This is a genomic window from Labrys sp. F242, assembly GCF_057813875.1.
Map to the genome: position 1 here is coordinate 2,651,608 of NZ_JBVASG010000001.1, position 16,713 is coordinate 2,668,320.

Annotated in this window: 13 protein-coding genes; 8 read left to right on the top strand and 5 right to left on the bottom strand. The window is 63.5% G+C overall.

Going from position 1 to position 16,713, the window contains the following annotated elements:
- Positions 1–298 precede the first annotated feature (298 nt).
- Positions 299–1,711: an FAD-binding oxidoreductase gene (locus ACZYTC_RS12440; protein WP_441773974.1), complete on the bottom strand. Its 1,413-nt coding sequence runs from the start codon at positions 1,709–1,711 to the stop codon at positions 299–301.
- Between the two features lie 302 nt (positions 1,712–2,013).
- Between ACZYTC_RS12440 and ACZYTC_RS12445 the strand changes: the two genes are divergently transcribed.
- Positions 2,014–2,532 carry a thioesterase family protein gene (locus ACZYTC_RS12445; RefSeq protein WP_441773975.1) on the top strand — a complete coding sequence of 173 codons (519 nt, stop codon included), beginning with the start codon at positions 2,014–2,016 and terminating at the stop codon, positions 2,530–2,532.
- Here ACZYTC_RS12445 and ACZYTC_RS12450 read toward each other — a convergent pair.
- Complete coding sequence (locus tag ACZYTC_RS12450; RefSeq protein WP_441773976.1) at positions 2,515–3,324, bottom strand: DUF817 domain-containing protein; 810 nt, start codon at positions 3,322–3,324, stop codon at positions 2,515–2,517. The genes ACZYTC_RS12445 and ACZYTC_RS12450 overlap by 18 nt on opposite strands.
- A 32-nt stretch (positions 3,325–3,356) precedes the next feature.
- Here ACZYTC_RS12450 and ACZYTC_RS12455 point away from each other — a divergent pair, with 32 nt between their 5' ends.
- From ACZYTC_RS12455 to ACZYTC_RS12470, 4 genes are all read left to right on the top strand, one after another.
- Entirely contained in the window at positions 3,357–3,536 is a 180-nt protein-coding gene (locus tag ACZYTC_RS12455) for a hypothetical protein (RefSeq protein ID WP_441773977.1), read from the top strand.
- A gap of 108 nt (positions 3,537–3,644) precedes the next feature.
- Complete coding sequence (locus tag ACZYTC_RS12460; protein WP_441773978.1) at positions 3,645–4,616, top strand: ABC transporter substrate-binding protein; 972 nt, start codon at positions 3,645–3,647, stop codon at positions 4,614–4,616.
- Between the two features lie 231 nt (positions 4,617–4,847).
- Entirely contained in the window at positions 4,848–5,924 is a 1,077-nt protein-coding gene (locus tag ACZYTC_RS12465) for a quaternary amine ABC transporter ATP-binding protein (protein ID WP_441773979.1), read from the top strand.
- Positions 5,921–7,900, top strand: coding sequence for an ABC transporter permease (locus ACZYTC_RS12470; RefSeq protein WP_488989703.1), 1,980 nt, complete (start codon positions 5,921–5,923; stop codon positions 7,898–7,900). The genes ACZYTC_RS12465 and ACZYTC_RS12470 overlap by 4 nt, the downstream gene beginning before the upstream one ends.
- 203 nt (positions 7,901–8,103) lie before the next feature.
- Here ACZYTC_RS12470 and ACZYTC_RS12475 read toward each other — a convergent pair whose 3' ends face one another.
- Entirely contained in the window at positions 8,104–8,745 is a 642-nt protein-coding gene (locus tag ACZYTC_RS12475) for a LysE family translocator (RefSeq protein WP_488989704.1), read from the bottom strand.
- A 101-nt stretch (positions 8,746–8,846) separates the two neighbouring features.
- Here ACZYTC_RS12475 and ACZYTC_RS12480 point away from each other — a divergent pair, with 101 nt between their 5' ends.
- Together ACZYTC_RS12480 and ACZYTC_RS12485 are read left to right on the top strand one after the other, a co-directional pair.
- Complete coding sequence (locus tag ACZYTC_RS12480) at positions 8,847–9,764, top strand: DMT family transporter (protein ID WP_434955768.1); 918 nt, start codon at positions 8,847–8,849, stop codon at positions 9,762–9,764.
- 140 nt (positions 9,765–9,904) lie between these two features.
- Positions 9,905–12,265, top strand: a complete 2,361-nt coding sequence (locus ACZYTC_RS12485; RefSeq protein WP_441773983.1) for an ATP-dependent helicase — start codon at positions 9,905–9,907, stop codon at positions 12,263–12,265.
- 205 nt (positions 12,266–12,470) lie between these two features.
- Here the strand turns inward: ACZYTC_RS12485 and ACZYTC_RS12490 are convergent, their stop codons facing one another.
- Entirely contained in the window at positions 12,471–13,832 is a 1,362-nt protein-coding gene (locus ACZYTC_RS12490) for a dicarboxylate/amino acid:cation symporter (RefSeq protein ID WP_488989705.1), read from the bottom strand.
- A 367-nt stretch (positions 13,833–14,199) separates the two neighbouring features.
- A complete protein-coding gene (locus tag ACZYTC_RS12495) occupies positions 14,200–15,435 on the bottom strand; it encodes a cytochrome P450 (RefSeq protein ID WP_488990003.1) in 1,236 nt (411 codons plus the stop codon).
- 104 nt (positions 15,436–15,539) lie between these two features.
- Between ACZYTC_RS12495 and ACZYTC_RS12500 the strand changes: the two genes are divergently transcribed.
- A complete protein-coding gene (locus ACZYTC_RS12500; protein ID WP_488990004.1) occupies positions 15,540–16,700 on the top strand; it encodes an aminotransferase in 1,161 nt (386 codons plus the stop codon).
- Positions 16,701–16,713: the final 13 nt, after the last annotated feature.

Here is a 16,713-nt window from a genome sequence, read left to right on the forward strand (position 1 = left end):
AACGGCCAAAGCATTTTGCGATTGGACGGGATCGCAAAGACGCGTCGAAACGGGAGTTAGAGCAGGAGAGCGTTCAGCCATGAACGCACTTTGTTCTAGGAAGGACCGGGCCGGAACTATCCTTGAGCAAACAGAGCCGGGCCCGATCGCAGGCAAGGTTCAACAGGCACCCGGATACGTGCCCAAGATGAATGAAGACGATGGGCGGATGTTTCGAGGAGAAGCATCCGCCTGTTGCTTTTTGCGGCGGTTCCTGAAGCCGGTACGCTCGAACGGGTGTCCGGCTCCGGCAGGCCGCTCAATCGGGAAAGATCTTGCCAGGATTCATGATGCCGGCCGGATCCAAGGCCTGCTTGATCGCCCGCATCGCCGCCAGGGCCGGGGCACCGTGTTCGGCCTTGAGATATTTGCGCTTGCCCTGCCCCACGCCATGCTCGCCGGTGCAGGTCCCTTCCATGGCCAGCGCCCGCTCCACCAGCCGTTCGAGAAAGCCCTCGCAGGCAGCGACCTCGCGAGGATCGCTCATGTCGATCATCGGCTGCACGTGGAAATTACCGTCGCCGACATGCCCGACGATCGGCGCGATCAGACCGGTGGCATCGATGTCCCGGCGGGTTTCGGCCACGCATTCGGCTAGGCGCGACAGCGGCACGCAGACATCGGTGGCAACGATCTCCGCGCCCTGCCACATGGACTTGACCGCCCAATAGGCGTTGTGGCGCGCCGCCCATAGCTTGGTGCGCTCCTCGGGCTTGGTGGCCCAGGTGAAGGGACCGCCGCCGAACTCGGTCGCGATTTCGCCGAAGCGTTCGGCCTGCTCGGCCACGCCGGCATCGCTGCCATGGAATTCCAGGAACAGCATCGGGGTCTCTGGCAAGCCCAGGCCGGAATAGGCATTGGCCGCCTTCACCATCAACGTGTCGAGCAGTTCGATGCGCGCCACGGCAAGGCCGGACTGGATGGTGGCGATCACGGCATCGCAGGCGGCCTTCTCACTGCCGAAGGGACAGATACCGGCGCTGATGGCCTCGGGAATGCCATGCAGGCGCAGGGTCACTTCCGTGATGAGGCCAAGCGTTCCCTCCGAACCGACGAGCAAGCGCGTAAGGTCATAGCCGGCCGAGCTCTTCTTGGCCCGGCTCGCCGTCGAGACGATCTCGCCATTGGCCAGCACCGCCCGCAGCGAAAGAACATTATCCTTCATGGTGCCATAGCGCACCGCATTGGTGCCGGAGGCACGCGTTGCCGCCATGCCGCCCAGGGAAGCGTCGGCACCGGGATCGATGGGAAAGAACAGCCCCTGGTCGCGCAGATAGTCATTGAGCTGCTTGCGCGTGACCCCCGGCTGCACCACGGCGTCGAGATCCTCGGCATGCACGGCAACGATGGCGTTCATGCGGCTGGTATCGACGGAGACGCCGCCTTCCGGTGCATTGACATGCCCTTCCAGACCGGTTCCGGTGCCGTAGGGAATGATGGGCACGCCATGGCCGGCACACAACCTGACGATATTAGCCACTTCATTTTCATTCTCAGGGAAAACCACGGCATCCGGCGCCTGGGCGGGCAGCCAGGTCAGCGTGCTTGCATGCTGGTCGCGCAAAGCCTGGCTTGCCGAAAAGCGCGGACCGAATTGTCCGGCCAGGGCATCGCAGACGGCAGAGAGATCTTCGGGCTGGTAGCGCCGGGAATTTGCGCCGGAATTGACCATAATATGTTACTTTGTCTTGAGGTATCAGCCATTTGGCATACACTGACTTGGAAGCCCTGCGCCAGAGGGTATCGCGATCGTGATCGATCGTCGCCCATCCAGTGTGGGCAGACCTGGAACGAGACTGAATATCCGAGCCTGCCCAACAGGTTCGGATATTCAGTTTGAAGTGGGTGAGAGGGCAGAAGATCGAGGGCTTTTTGCGACTACCAAGAGTCGTAGAGGCACCGCGAAACAAGGAGTTAGAAGCAAAAGTGCGTTTTTTTCAAAACGTGCTTTGCTCTAGTGGCGTGGAGGCGGAAATGTTTGACACCAGCAAATTGCCAGCATTGTTCTTCGCGCCGTTCGTATCGTCACAGATGCGCATCGAGCCCCATTGGATCGACTATAACGGCCATCTGAACATGGCCTATTATCACGTCCTGTTCGACAACGCCCTTGGCGAAGCCCTGGCGCTCGTCGGTCTGGGGGAGGATTATATCCGTGAGCGCGGCATGTCCTTCTTCACCGGGGAAGTACACGTTATCTACAAGCGTGAACTTCACCTCGACGATCCCGTGCGTGTGCGCTTGCAACTGGTCGGCTATGACGAAAAGCGTCTGCATATCTATGAAGAACTCTGTCATGCCACCGAAGGCTGGGTGTCGGCCACCTGTGAACTGATCTCGCTCAATATCGACATGGCGACCCGGCGGGTGGCTCCCTTCCCTTACGACATCATCGACAATCTCGCCGAGATGCGCTCCTCGCATGGCTATCTGCCCACGCCCGAGATCGTCGGCCGGGCCATCCGCACCCCGGCGCTAGTCAGCCGGCAATAGCCGGCGGGCGCTACGCGCCAGCAGCACCGGCCGGTGCACCAGCGACACCAGCACGAAGCTGACGATCATCAGCAGATACCAGGCCCCGAGCTTGCCGAAGGAAACCAAGGCGAAGCCGTGGCGCTGGTTGGGATAGATCCAGACCTGGCCGAAACTGCCGATGTTCTCGGCGATCCAGATGAAGAAGGCAACCAGGAAGAAACCGAGCAGCAGCGGCATGGAGCGCGGTTCCCGGTCCACCGTAAAATAGATCTGCGTGCGCCAGAACAGGATGACTATGGCGGCGAACAGGCCGAGGCGGATATCCGGCAGAAAATGGTGGGTGAAGAAATTCACATAGATCAGTCCGGCCAGCAGGATCGTCCAGCGCATGCGGGGATAGAAACTGTAGCGGAAGTCGAACAGGCGGGCCGCGCGGGCGATGTAGCTGCCGACGGCCGAATACATGAAGCCCGAGAACAGCGGCACTTCGCCGATCTTCAGCAGGCTCGGCTCGGGATAGGCCCAGGAACCGGCCTGCGTTTTGTAGATCTCCATGACGGTGCCGACGACATGGAAGACCGCGATCACGGCGGCTTCTTCCCAGGTCTCGAGCTTGAGCGCAAGCAACAGGCCCTGGATACCCAGTGCCGCAAAGCAGAGGAAATCATAGCGGCTGCCCCAGGCTCCCTCGGGATAATAGAAGCGCGTTGCCAGGATGAGGGCGAGAAAGGAACCGCCGAACAGGCAGGCCCAGCCCTGCTTGAGGCCGAAGAGCCAGAATTCGCGAAGGAAGAGCCTGAACATTGCCATGCCCAATCCTTGCAGGCGCGTTTGCAGCCTCGATGCAGATGCAATGGCGCGCCCGTGAAATCCGGGCGCAGGATCGGCGTACGCCATGGCGGAAAATGAGCGCACCGCTGCGCCGCATTTTCGAGCAAAGCGCCCAAATAATCACCATCAACGCTTTGAAATATAAACAATATTCTTGGCACGAAAATAACTTGCCCAAGGGCTTTGTCTGAGCGACACTTCCAGGATCGGCATTGGCGACAGACCTTGGGCGGAAGACCTCGCCCCACAAGAGGCACAAGCGCCGGCCGGCCATTCAGAGAGACGGAAGGGTGCCTATTATGGACTGCCTGAAAGTATTTCGACGCAGCGGCCTTGCGGCCGTGGCGGCCGCTTTGCTCGTGGGAATTTCACCGGCCTCGGCGGCTTCGCCGGAATCCTCCGATCCCATCAAGATCGCCTTGTTCGATTGGACCAGTGTCAATCTCAATGCCAAGATCCTGGGCGGCATCCTGGAAAAGCTGGGATACACCGTCGAATATCCCACCGCCGACTATCTCTCCAGCCTGTCGACCGGCCTTACCAATGGCGATCTGACCCTCGGCGTCGAATTTTGGGACACCACCGCCGGCGAGGCCATGAAGGCCTCCGACGCCACCAAGCAGACCGAACGCCTGGGCAAGCTTGGTCCCAAGGCCAAGGAGGAATGGTGGTACCCGATCTATATGAAGGAGAAATGCCCCGGTCTGCCCGATTGGAAGGCTTTGCTGGACCCCAAATGTGCCGAGGCCTTCTCCACGCCCGATACCGCTCCCAAAGGCCGCTACCTCGGCGGACCCGTGACCTGGGAAGGCTTCGATGACGAGCGCGTGGCAGCCCTGAAGCTGCCCTTCACGGTCATCCATGCCGGCACGGACGGTGCCATGTTCGCCGAGCTCGATTCCGCCTATCAGCGCAAGGCCCCAATCATGCTGTGGATCTATTCGCCACATTGGGCCACGGCGAAATATCAGGGCGAATGGGTGAAATTCCCCGAATATGAGCCGGCCTGCTACACCGATCCGAAATGGGGTACCAACCCGGATGCCAAATATGATTGCGGCAAGCCGCATGGCGAGATCTGGAAATATGCCTGGGCCGGCATGAAGGACAAATGGCCCGTGGCCTACAAGGTTGCCAAGGCCTACACGATCGAGACCGACGAACTCAACAAGCTGAGCGGCCAGGTCGATCTCGAAGGCAAGAGCCTGGACGAGGTCGCGGCCAAGTGGGTCACCGACCACGAAGCGGCCTGGAAAGCCTGGGCCCAATGACTCGCCGAGACGGGCGAGCCTGGAGAAGCTGAACGAAAAATCGCAGGAACCTCAAGGTTTTTGTCGTCACCGGGCTGTCCCGGAGATCCTTGCGCCCTCCAGGCTGCGGCATCTGGATGCCCGGGACAGGCCAGGGCATGACAAAATCAGAACACCCGCGTTCTGGCCTCGATTTCCAAGTCAGGCTCCGGAGGCCCGTCCCTCAATCCCCGATGCAACCAAGAGGCACCGATGCAAGCCGCGATCGCTTCGCCAGGCCCGGACACCGCCACACGCGCCGTGAAGCTGGCCTGCCGCGACGTCTGGAAGGTTTTCGGCCCAAATGCCGCCCGCGAACTGGCCCGGCACGGCCAGCGACCGACGGATGAGGACCTTGCCAAGGCAAGCCTGGTCGCCGCCGTGCGCGAGGCCAGCCTTACCGTGCACGAGGGCGAGATCTTCATCATCATGGGGCTGTCCGGCTCGGGCAAATCTACCCTGCTGCGTTGCCTGGCCCGATTGATCGAGCCGACCGCCGGCACAGTCGAGTTCGACGGCAGGAATCTGCTCAAGGCCAGCGAGGCCGAGATGATCGAACTTCGCCGCCACAAGATGGGCATGGTGTTCCAAAACTTCGCCCTGCTGCCGCATCTGAGCGTGATCGAGAATGTCGCCTTTCCGCTGGCCGTCCAGGGCATCGCCAAGGCCGAGCGACTGAAACGAGCGCAGGACATGGTCGATCTGGTCGGCCTGCGCGGCCGCGAAGGCTTCTATCCGCGCGAACTCTCAGGCGGCCAGCAACAGCGCGTCGGCATCGCGCGCAGCCTCGCCACCAAGCCCGAACTCTGGTTCCTCGACGAACCCTTCTCTGCTCTCGATCCGCTGATCCGCCGGGAGATGCAGGACGAACTCGTCCGGCTGCAGAAGGTGCTGCACAAGACCATCGTCTTCATCACCCATGACTTCGACGAGGCGATCCGCCTCGCCGATCGTGTCGCCATCATGAAGGATGGCGCCATCATCCAGACCGGTACGCCGGAGGAACTCGTCACCCGGCCGGCAACCGACTATGTCGCCGAGTTCACCCGTGACGTCCAAAGGGCGAAGGTGGTTTCCGCCCGCGGCCTCATGCGTCCCGCCCAGCCCGGTTCCGCCTATGCCGGCAATCTCGCCCCGGCGGACAAGGTCTCCTCTTTCGCCGCCGACATCATCGGTGCCGCCGCGCCCTTCGCGGTCCGCGATCCTGCCGGCGCCCTGCTCGGCGAGGTCATGCCCGACGCCGTGCTCGATATCCTGACCGGCGGCGACCAGCGCAGGAACGCCGCTTGAGCAAGTCAGCCCCCCTTTCCCTCGCTCAACCGCATACATCGCCTGGTGGCCGGGTAACGACCTGGACCGTGATCTGGTGCCTTGCTTCCCTGCTCGCCATCACGCTCTACTTCATGAGGTCGAATGCAGGCTGGCTTTCCGCCTGGCCCGATGACTGGATCATTCCCTTCGCGGGTTGGATGTCGGCCGTCATGGCCTGGATGAAAAGCAATCTGAGCTGGCTGACACGGGCGATCGCCGCCATCCTCGACCTTCCTCTCCAGATTGCTTTCGGATTGCTGGCCAAGCCGTTGAAATTATGGGGCATCCCGCTGCCGACATTATCCTGGCTGGGCGTGATCTCAGCGGCGATCATCGCAGGCCATGCTGCCGGAGGGCTGCGGCTCGCGGCCCTGATGGCGGCCTGCTTTGGCTATATCGCGCTTTTCGGCCAGTGGCAGGGGGCCCTGCTTACCCTCGCTTTGATCCTGATCTCGGTGCCGCTTTGCGTGCTGACAGGCCTGTTGCTCGGCGTCGCCGCCTGGCGTTTTCCGAAGCTGGATCGGCTGGCGGTCACCCCGGCCCTCGATCTGATGCAGACGATCCCGACCTTCGCCTATCTCATCCCCATGTTGATCCTGTTCGGCAACAGCCCGGTCTCGGCGATGATCGCCACTTCGATCTTCGCCACGCCGCCAATGGTGCGGGCCACCATGGTGGCGCTGTCCCGGATTCCCTCCGAGATCTCCGATTTTGCCGTCATGGCAGGCTGCACGCCGCGCCAGAAGCTCTGGCGCGTGCTGATCCCCACGGCGCGGCCCATGCTCATGGTCGGCGTCAACCAGGTGATCATGCTGGCGCTGAACATGGTGATCATCTCCTCGATGATAGGCGCGGGCGGGCTCGGCTATGACGTGCTGCTGGCCCTGCGCGCCCTCAAGATCGGCCAGGGCATGGAGGCGGGCTTCGCCATCGTGGTGCTGGCCATCGCCCTCGATCGGCTCTCGCAGGCCTTTGCCTATCGCGGCGGCCAGCCCGTGCATCGGGAGGGCAGCGGGCTCTTCGCCCGCCATCCCCATCTCGTCCTGGCGCTGGCTCTGCTGATTGCAAGCACGCTGGCCAGTCTCGTCTTGCCGGCTCTCGCCAAAATCCCCTCGGGCTGGACCTTGTCGACTGCGCCGTGGTGGAAGGCGGGCGTCGATTGGATCACCGTGCATTTCTTCGACGTGATCGAGGCCCTGCGCGTCGGGCTTCTCGTTTATGTGCTCAACCCGGTCCGGGCCTTCTGCGAAGCCATTCCCTGGCTCGCCGCCCTGGTCCTGCTGGTGCTGGCGGGTTACCGCCTTGCAGGCTGGCGCCTCGCCGCCCTCATCGGCTTGCTCGTGCTTTTCTGCGCCTCGTCCGGGCTGTGGCAGAAGACGATGTCGACCGTCTATCTCTGCGGCGTGTCAGCGATCCTCGCCACGCTCATCGGCATGCCGATCGGCGTCTGGGCCTCGCGGAGCGACCGGGTGTATCGCGTGATCGAACCTGTTGTCGATACCCTGCAGACCCTGCCGTCCTTCTGCTTCATCATTCCGATCGTGATGCTGTTCCGGGTTGGCGACGTCACTGCCCTGATCGCCACGGTCTCCTTCGCCGTCGTCCCAGCCATCCGCTATACCAATCATGGCCTGCGGCAAGTGCCGCCGACCCTGATTGAAGCAGCGAAGACGGCCGGTTGCACGCGCTGGCAGACCTTCCGCCTGGTGCAATTGCCGATGGCGCTGCCCGAGATCATGCTCGGCATCAACCAGACCATCCTGCTCTCGCTGAGCATGATCATCATCTGCGCGATGATCGGCACGCGCGATCTCGGCCAGGAGGTCTTCATCGCCCTCGCCAAGGCGGATGCCGGCCGCGGCATCGTCGCCGGCCTTGCCATCGCCTTCATCGGCATCGTCGCCGACCGCCTGATCGGGGGCGCCAGCGCCAAGGCGCGCAAGCGTTTGGGGTGATGCCAGCTGTCATGGGGAGTTCGACGAACAAGTGTAGCTGTCATCCCCGGCCGAGCAGCTTACGAGCATCGCGAGGAAGCGCGAGGGGAAGGGGATCCAGGAGGTGAGGTGGCGCATTTGCCCCCTGGATCCCCTTCCCTCGCCACTGCGTGGCTTGCCGGGGATGACAGCGTGAAGCGACTACCTTTTCCCGGGTTCTCGCTTTACCCGCGCGCGGAATCCGCCAGGCCGCGCGCGCCGTCAAACAGCGATTTCAGGCCGAAACCGATGAAGACGACGCCGACGATCCGCGTCACCCACAGGCCATGGCGTGCGAAGAAAGTCCGGATTGGCTTGAGGCCGATGGCGACATAGAGGATGAAGTCCGCCGCCACGAAACCGAGAAAGGCGGCCACGATCAGGCCGGGCGTCGCGCTCCAGGTGATGTGATCGCCATAGGGCGCCACCAGCGCCCCGAAGGTGGCGAGTGCCACGGGATAGGATTTCGGGTTGGTCAGGCCGAAGATCACGCCATTGACCAGAGGCCGGTCGGCGCCGATCACCGCAGCCTTGCCGTCCCGGCGCGTCATCACGGCCCTCACCCCCATATAGATCAGGTAGAGGCCGCAGCCGATGCCGAGGATGTCGAACAGGGTCGGGCCGATCTGGCTCACCCCGACAATCGCCGCCAGCGCCGCCACCGACCATAGGATATCGCCGACGAGATGACCGGTCATGAACCAGGCGCCGGGCGTGCGTCCCTTGGCGGCACCGAGCGCGAACAGGGCCAGGAAGGCCGGCCCGGGCGAAATCGTATAAAGGAAGCCAGCGAAAAAGGTTGCGGTGAGCAGGGAAACATCGAACATGGGAATCGGCTTGGCGGCTAGAGAAGTTTTCATAGCGCACGGCCGGCGTCCCGACGCAAGCGGGCATGCGTTCCCCCTTCCCAGCCCGTACAAGCTTGTTCATGCCTGTCTCCAAGACGTCCGAACCTCTCATCCTGCTGCTGGCGACCGGCACTTTTCTTGGGCTCAACTTCCCGCTCGGCAAACTGGCCGGCGCGGCCGGCATCCAGCCGGCTGTGTGGACCCTGCTGATCTCGACGGGCTGCGCCCTCGTCATCGGCGCTGTCCTGGCGCTCAAGCGCGAGGCCTTTCCGCTGACACCACCTTATCTGCGCTTCTATGCCATTGGCGGCACGATTTCCTATGCCATCCCGAATTTCCTGGTCTATCTGACCATTCCGCATCTGGGCTCGGGCTATGCCTCGATCATGTTCACCTTGTCGCCGATCATCACCACGATCCTGGCGACGGCTCTGAATGCGCGGCGCCCGAATTTGCTTGGCGTCACCGGCATCCTGATCGGTTTCGTCGGCGCCATGCTGATCGTGCTCGGCAAGGGGCGGGTCGGCGATGCCAGTTCGCTGTGGATCGGCATCGGCTTCCTCATCCCCCTCTCGCTCGCCATCGGCAATGTCTACCGCACCCTGGACTGGCCGCCGAATGCCCGCCCGCTGCCCCTGGCGGTCGGCACCAATCTCGCCTCCTCCCTGGTGGTTTCGGCCGCTTTGCTGCTTGCCAATGGTGAACTCGGCCTCACTTCCCTCGCCGAAGCCCCGCTGCTCAGCGTGATCCAGGTCGCAGCGAGCGCTGCGATGTTCGCCGTCTTCTTCCGCCTGCAAATGGCGGGCGGGCCGGTCTATCTTTCCCAGATCGGCTATGTCGGCGCTGCGGTCGGGCTGGGCAGCGGCACCTTCTTTTTGGGCGAGCACTATGACTTGCTCACCTGGCTCGGCGCCGTGGTGATTGCCGTAGGCGTCATCGTCACCACCATTGCCCAGCGCGCGCCGTCGACAGCGCCAAGCTCGGTTGGGAAAAGCTGAGGCCGAGGGCGCACTCAGCCTCCTCTTAACCGATACGCGGCGCAACTGTTGACGCATACCGATGGGAAGTGCTCGCAATCTCGACGCGGCTCCCCATCTAAGTCATTATCCGGCAATCCAGAATCACGCGAAAATCCGATTTGTCCGATCCCCGTTCCCCTTCCCTTGCCCATCAGCCGGCCGCCGGCGGTATCGCTGCGCGCGCCATGGCCGCCGCAAGGCCTGCCGCCTATCTCACGGGCTTGAACCCTGAACAGCGCGCGGCTGTGGAAACGCTGGACGGCCCCGTACTCGTGCTGGCGGGCGCCGGCACCGGCAAGACGCGTGTGCTGACCACTCGCATCGCCCATATTCTCGCCACCGGTCGTGCCGCCCCCCACCAGATCCTCGCCGTCACCTTCACCAACAAGGCGGCGCGGGAAATGCGCGAGCGCATCGGCGTTCTGATCGGCCAGAGCGTGGAAGGCATGCCCTGGCTCGGCACCTTCCATGCCATCGGCGTGAAGATCCTGCGCCGCCATGCCGAGCTGGTCGACCTGAAATCCAATTTCACCATCCTCGACACCGATGATCAGGTCCGCCTGATGAAGCAGGTGATCTCAGCCGCGGGAATCGATGAAAAGCGCTGGCCTGCCCGCCAGCTTGCCCATGCCATCGACGGTTGGAAGAATCGTGGCCTGACGCCGGCGCAGGTTCCTGCGGGCGAAGCCATGTCCTTTGCCAATGGCAAGGGCGGCGAGCTCTATGCCGCCTACCAGGCCCGGCTCAAGACCCTGAACGCGGCCGATTTCGGCGATCTCCTGCTGGAATCCATCCGCCTGTTCCGCGAAAACCCGGGCGTTCTGGCCGAATATCACCGCCGCTTCCGCTTCATGCTGGTGGACGAGTACCAGGACACCAACGTCGCCCAATATCTGTGGCTGCGCCTGCTGGCCCAGACGCCGGCCGGCGAGAAGCCGAATCTGTGCTGCGTCGGCGACGACGACCAGTCGATCTATGGCTGGCGCGGGGCGGAGGTCGACAACATCCTGCGCTTCGAGAAGGATTTTCCGGGCGCGACCGTGATCCGGCTCGAGCGCAATTACCGCTCGACCGGCCATATTCTCGGCGCGGCGGGGCACCTGATCAGCAACAATGAGGGGCGCCTCGGCAAGACCCTGTTCACCGACGACGAGGAGGGCGAGCGCGTCACCGTCGCCGGCTCCTGGGATTCGGGGGAGGAAGCCCGCGCCATCGGCGACGAGATCGAGGCGCTGCAGCACAAGGGCCACGCCCTCAACGACATCGCCATCCTGGTGCGCGCCTCTTTCCAGATGCGTGAATTCGAGGATCGCTTCGTCACGCTCGGCCTGCCCTATCGCGTCATCGGCGGGCCCCGCTTCTATGAGCGCGCCGAAATCCGCGACGCCCTCGCTTATTTCCGCGCCACCATGCAGCCCGCAGACGATCTTGCCTTCGAGCGCATCGTCAACGTGCCCAAGCGCGGCCTCGGCGACGCCACAGTGCAGATCCTGCACGACTATGCCCGCCATAACGGCGTGCCGATGATGCAGGCCACGCGGGTGCTGGTGGAAACCGAGGAACTCAAGCCCAAGCCGCGCCAGACGCTCGGCGCCCTGATGGCCTCCTTCTCGCGCTGGGCCGCCCAGAGCGAGGTGCTCGGCCACCAGGAACTGGCGGAACTGATCCTGGAGGAATCCGGCTACACCGACATGTGGCAGAAAGACCGCACGGCCGAAGCCGCGGGCCGGCTGGAGAACCTCAAGGAACTCGTGCGCTCGATGGAAGGCTTCGAGAACATGGCCGGCTTCCTCGAGCACATCTCGCTGGTGATGGATGCCAGCGAGGAAGGCGCCAGCGAGGACAAGGTCTCGATCCTGACGCTGCATGGGGCCAAGGGCCTCGAATACGAGACCGTGTTCCTGCCCGGCTGGGAGGAAGGCCTGTTCCCGCACCAGCGCTCGCTCGACGAGAACGGCCGCGCCGGCCTGGAAGAGGAACGGCGCCTCGCCTATGTCGGCCTCACCCGCGCCCGCCGCCGCGCCAAGGTCTGGTTCGCCTCCAACCGCCGCATTCATGGCCTGTGGCAATCGACCATGCCGTCGCGTTTCGTCGACGAACTGCCTGCCGCCCATGTCGAGGTGATGGAAGCTTCCAATTCCTACGGCTCCGGCGGCTCGCTCGGCATGAGCCGTTTCGACAAGGCCCAGCCTTTTTCCGGCTCGAACTATTCGACGCCGGGCTGGCAGCGGGCCCAGCACAACATGGCGTCCGGATTCCGTACCACCCAGGCGCCGCTTCGCCGCGAGCCCCTGACCATCGAGGGCGAATTGGTTGCCCGCTCCACCGGCACGGCCTCGGCCTACAAGGTCGGCGCCCGCGTCTTCCACCTGAAGTTCGGCTATGGCGAGGTGGCTGAAGTCGACGGCAACAAGCTCACCGTCGATTTCGACAAGGCCGGCCGCAAGCGTGTGGTCGACAGCTTCGTCGAGGCTGCATAGAGCTGGTTTTAGAGCCAACTAAGGCGCGACCAGCCTTCTCCCCTTGCGGGAGAAGGTGGACCGGCGAAGCCGGGCCGGATGAGGGGTGCCAGCACCCATCCTTCACGGTCCCATATCCCCCTCATCCGCCCCTTCGGGGCACCTCTAGTCAACTCAAGAGAGTTGACGACACCCGCAAGGGGAGAAGGGTTGGTCGCAGCTCCCCTCACCCCTTGGCCGGCACGCCGGCGTCGAGATTGTCGATGCCGCCGGCCTGGTTGAAGCGGGCCTCGTCGAGGATGCCCTGGCGCTTGGAGACCAGCAGCGGCACCAATGCCTGACCGGCGACGTTGACCGCCGTGCGGCCCATGTCGAGGATCGGATCGATGGCGAGCAGGAGGCCGACACCGGAGAGCGGCAAGCCCAGGGTCGACAGCGTCAGCGTCAGCATCACGGTGGCGCCGGTGAGGCCCGCGGTGGCGGCCGAGCCTATCACCGAGACGAACACGATCAGCGCGTAATGCTCGATGCCGAGCGGGATCTGGTAGAACTGGGCGACGAAGATCGCCGAAATGGCCGGGTAGATCGCCGCGCAGCCATCCATCTTGGTGGTCGAGCCGAGCGGTACGGCAAAGGCGGCATATTCGCGGGGCACGCCGAGGCTGCGCTCCGTCACCGCTTCGGTGACCGGCATGGTGCCGACCGAGGAGCGCGAGACGAAGGCAAGCTGGATCGCCGGCCAAGCACCCGCAAAGAAGCGAGCCGGGCTCAGCCCATGCAGTACCAGCAGCAGCGGGTAGACGATGAGCAGGACGATGGCGAGGCCGATATAGATGGCGAGCGCATACCAGGAGAGTTGCCCCAGTGTCTGCCAGCCATATTGCGCCACGGCCTTGCCAAGCAGGCCGATCGTGCCGATCGGGGTCAGGCGGATGACCCACCACAGGATCTTGCGCACGATGGCGAGCAGCGACTCGTTGAAGGTGAGGAAGGGATTGGCCCGTTCGCCGACGCTCAGGGCCGCCACGCCGACCGCAATGGCGATGACCAGGATCTGCAGCACGTTGAACTGCAGCGAGGTGGAGGCAGCGCCATCAACGAGCTTGGTCGAGGCCTGGATGCCAAAGATATTGGCGGGCACCAGGCCCTTCAGGAAATCGAGCCAGGAACCGGTGGTGGCCGGCGCCTTGGCGGTCTCCGCCAATACGCTCGAATGCAGGCCCGGCTGAATGATCAGGCCGAGAGCGATGCCGATCAGCACGGCGATCAGGGCGGTGATGGCGAACCACAGCAGCGTCTGCCAGACCAGCGCCGCGGCATTCGACAATTTACGCAGATTGCCGATCGAGGCGACGATTGCAGTAAAGACCAAGGGCGGCACCAGGGCATAGAGCAGCTGGACGAAGATCGAGGCGATCGTCGTCAGCGTCTGCACCAGCCAGTTCGGGTTGCCCGTTACGTCTGGCCCAAGTGAGCGGGCGTAAAGGCCAAGCACCAGTCCCACCACCATGGCGGCGAGCACCTGGAAACCGAAGGAGGCATAGAAGGGCTTGGCTGCCGCCGCTTGCGGGCTGGAGGGGGTTGCCATGATCAGTCCCTTGCAATGTGTCAATGACAATATAACACAGTGTGTATGTTATATACTTGCAATATCCATAACATGAGCGGATTTGAAAGAAAACGACAGCCAAGACAAAGCTGACACGCCCCTCGTGCAGGGCTTGCTCCTGGGATCGCAGGCGTCCTCGTCCATGGGCGCTAACTTCGGGTGGTGGCACCAGATTGGAGGGTCGATCTCCAGATCGACCATCTTGGAAATGTCGAGCCAGATAGAGGACAAAGGTGGTCGATCTCGCTCCATCAATTGATGGAGCTGTGGAGATCGACCCTCCCGCTACCTGCGCCTCTGGCCGCTAAGTTAGCGCCCATGGGCGAAAACGCCTGCGATCCCAGGGTTACCAGCTCAAATCCAGCGCCTTCAGCCCGTGGAAATGATAGGTATCGGCATAAACCGGCGTTCCCTCCAGCCGCAGGCCGGGCAGCCGTTCGAACAGGATCGGTACCGCGACCTCCAGTTCCAGCCGCGCCAGGGGCGCTCCCACGCAGAAATGGATGCCGCCGCCGAAGCTGACATGAGGCGGACGCTGCCGCGTCATCAGGAAACGCTCGGGCTCCTGGAAGCGATCAGGATCATGGTTGGCGGCACCGAGCAGCAGGCCGATCTCATCGCCCTTGCGGAAGGTGGCTGGCCCGAGCGTCACGTCCTCCAGCGCATAGCGCTTGAACATGTGGAGTGGTGGATCGAAGCGCAGTATTTCCTCCACCAGCCCCTCGCCGCCCGCCAGCACCGCCTCACTGCCGAGACCAGCCTGCAGGATGGATTTCACGCCATTGCCGATGGCATGCACTGTCGCCTCATGGCCGGCATTGAGCAGGAGGATGCAGGTGGAGATCAGTTCCTCCTCGCTGAGCCGGTCACCCTCGGCTTCGACGGCGATGAGGTGGCTGATGAGATCGTCGCGCGGCTCGGCCCGCCGCCGCTCGACATAGCCGCGCAGGAAGGAGGAGAAATCTTCAGCTGCCGCAACGGCTTGATCCTCGATGCTACGGCTGCGGCTGAACTGATACATCGCCACCATATGGTGCGACCAATCGAGCAGCTGCGGCGCCATCTCGACCGGCACGCCCAGGAGTTCGGCAATCAGGATCACCGGGATCGGCGTGGCGAAGGCCCCGATCAGATCGACGCTCCCTCGCCCCTCGAAACCGTCGATCAATTGGTTGGCAAGGGCCGCGATCCGCGGCCTGAGGCGCTCGACCTGTCGGGTGACGAAGGCCCGATTGACCAAAGTGCGCAGCCTCGTGTGAACAGGCGGCTCACGCTCCAGCATGGAATGGGCATCGACGGCATCGAAGGGTGCCAGATGAGGCTGCGGCTCCGGCCAGCCGAGTTCGGCGCGGGTGGCCACGTGGAGCACCTCGCGCCCAAAGCGCTTATCGCGAAAGAGGTCGAACACCGTCTGGTGCGAGGCCGCGCACCAGCAGCCATATTCCTCCCAGAAGAACAAGGGGCATGCTTCGTGGATGGCCCGGTAGGTGGGATAGGGATGCTGCACGAAGGCAGCATCGGTGGGGCTGAGCGACACGGCCGCGCGGGCGGCATCGATCCTGAGGCTGGGTGGCAAAGACATGGGAGAAGGCGTAGGAGATTCCTGCGACAATGTCATCGCCGCGGCCATCTGGAATCCACTTGTCATGTCAATGCGCCGCAGGCATTTAAGGGCCCATGAGCACGCTGCCCGCCATCAATCCCAATCTCCTCGACACCGCCACTCCGCCGATCCCGGAAGCGCAGGCCTGGGCGCGCGACTATGACGGCGCGGCGGGCCCGCTGATCGACCTCTCGCAGGCGGTTCCGGGCTATCCACCGCATGCGGAGCTGCTGGAGCGGCTCGGCCGCAATGCAAGCGCGGCGTCGAGCGCGAGCTATGGCCCGATCGAGGGCGATACGGTTCTGCGCCAGGCCTATGCCGCGCACCTCTCCAGCCTCTATGGCGGCAAGGTCGACTGGCAGACCGTCTCGATCACCACCGGCTGCAACCAGGCGTTCTTCGTCGCCGCCCTGGCAGTGGCCAAGGCGGGTGACTCAATCCTGCTGCCGAGCCCCTGGTACTTCAATCACAAGATGACGCTCGACATGCTCGGCATCGAGGCTCGGGCATTGTCCTGCCCGCCTGAAAACGGGTTCGTGCCCGAGGTCGAGAGCGCTGCCGAACTGATCGATCCCACCACGCGGGCGATCCTGCTGGTCACGCCCAACAACCCCACGGGCGCCGTCTACCCGCCTGAAACCATCGAAGCCTTTGCGCGCCTGTGCCGGGAACGTGGCCTCTTCCTCATCCTGGACGAGACCTATCGGGACTTCGTCGCCGGTAGGCCGCACGGACTCATCGCTTCCGGTGATTTCGACAACACGCTGATTTATCTCTACTCCTTTTCGAAGAGCTACTGCATTCCCGGCCATCGACTGGGCGCGCTCGTCGCCGCCCCCGCTGTGGCGGCCGAAGTCGGCAAGGTTCTCGACACGTTGCAGATCTGCGCACCGCGCGCCGCCCAGGCCCCCGTCGCCTGGGCCATCGACGGCCTGACGGAATGGCGTGAAGCCAATCGCCTGGAAATCGACAGGCGGGCAGCCAGCTTCCGCGCGGCCTTCGAGGGCATCAACGGCTGGCGGATCGATGCGATGGGCGCCTATTTCGCCTTCCTGCACCATCCCTTCCATGGCCATACCGCCGCGAGCGTGGTCAAGGAGTTGGTGGAGAAGGCCGGCGTGCTCTGCCTGCCGGGTCCCTATTTCGGCCCAGGCCTCGAAGGACATATGCGGGTCGCCTTCGCCAATGCCGGCGTGGAAAAGTTGCGGGCCCTGCGCGAACGCTTCCAGCGTTTCGGCGGCTAGGGAGCTTGGGGCT

What these genes read in the sequence shown, in the direction of transcription:
- ACZYTC_RS12495 (WP_488990003.1), bottom strand. Translation starts at nt 15,435, where the DNA reads ATGTCTTTGCCACCCAGCCTCAGGATCGATGCCGCCCGCGCGGCCGTG.
- ACZYTC_RS12455 (WP_441773977.1), top strand. Translation starts at nt 3,357, where the DNA reads ATGCAGATGCAATGGCGCGCCCGTGAAATCCGGGCGCAGGATCGGCGT.
- ACZYTC_RS12465 (WP_441773979.1), top strand. Translation starts at nt 4,848, where the DNA reads ATGCAAGCCGCGATCGCTTCGCCAGGCCCGGACACCGCCACACGCGCC.
- ACZYTC_RS12440 (WP_441773974.1), bottom strand. Translation starts at nt 1,711, where the DNA reads ATGGTCAATTCCGGCGCAAATTCCCGGCGCTACCAGCCCGAAGATCTC.
- ACZYTC_RS12480 (WP_434955768.1), top strand. Translation starts at nt 8,847, where the DNA reads ATGCCTGTCTCCAAGACGTCCGAACCTCTCATCCTGCTGCTGGCGACC.
- ACZYTC_RS12445 (WP_441773975.1), top strand. Translation starts at nt 2,014, where the DNA reads ATGTTTGACACCAGCAAATTGCCAGCATTGTTCTTCGCGCCGTTCGTA.
- ACZYTC_RS12460 (WP_441773978.1), top strand. Translation starts at nt 3,645, where the DNA reads ATGGACTGCCTGAAAGTATTTCGACGCAGCGGCCTTGCGGCCGTGGCG.
- ACZYTC_RS12490 (WP_488989705.1), bottom strand. Translation starts at nt 13,832, where the DNA reads ATGGCAACCCCCTCCAGCCCGCAAGCGGCGGCAGCCAAGCCCTTCTAT.
- ACZYTC_RS12475 (WP_488989704.1), bottom strand. Translation starts at nt 8,745, where the DNA reads ATGTTCGATGTTTCCCTGCTCACCGCAACCTTTTTCGCTGGCTTCCTT.
- ACZYTC_RS12450 (WP_441773976.1), bottom strand. Translation starts at nt 3,324, where the DNA reads ATGGCAATGTTCAGGCTCTTCCTTCGCGAATTCTGGCTCTTCGGCCTC.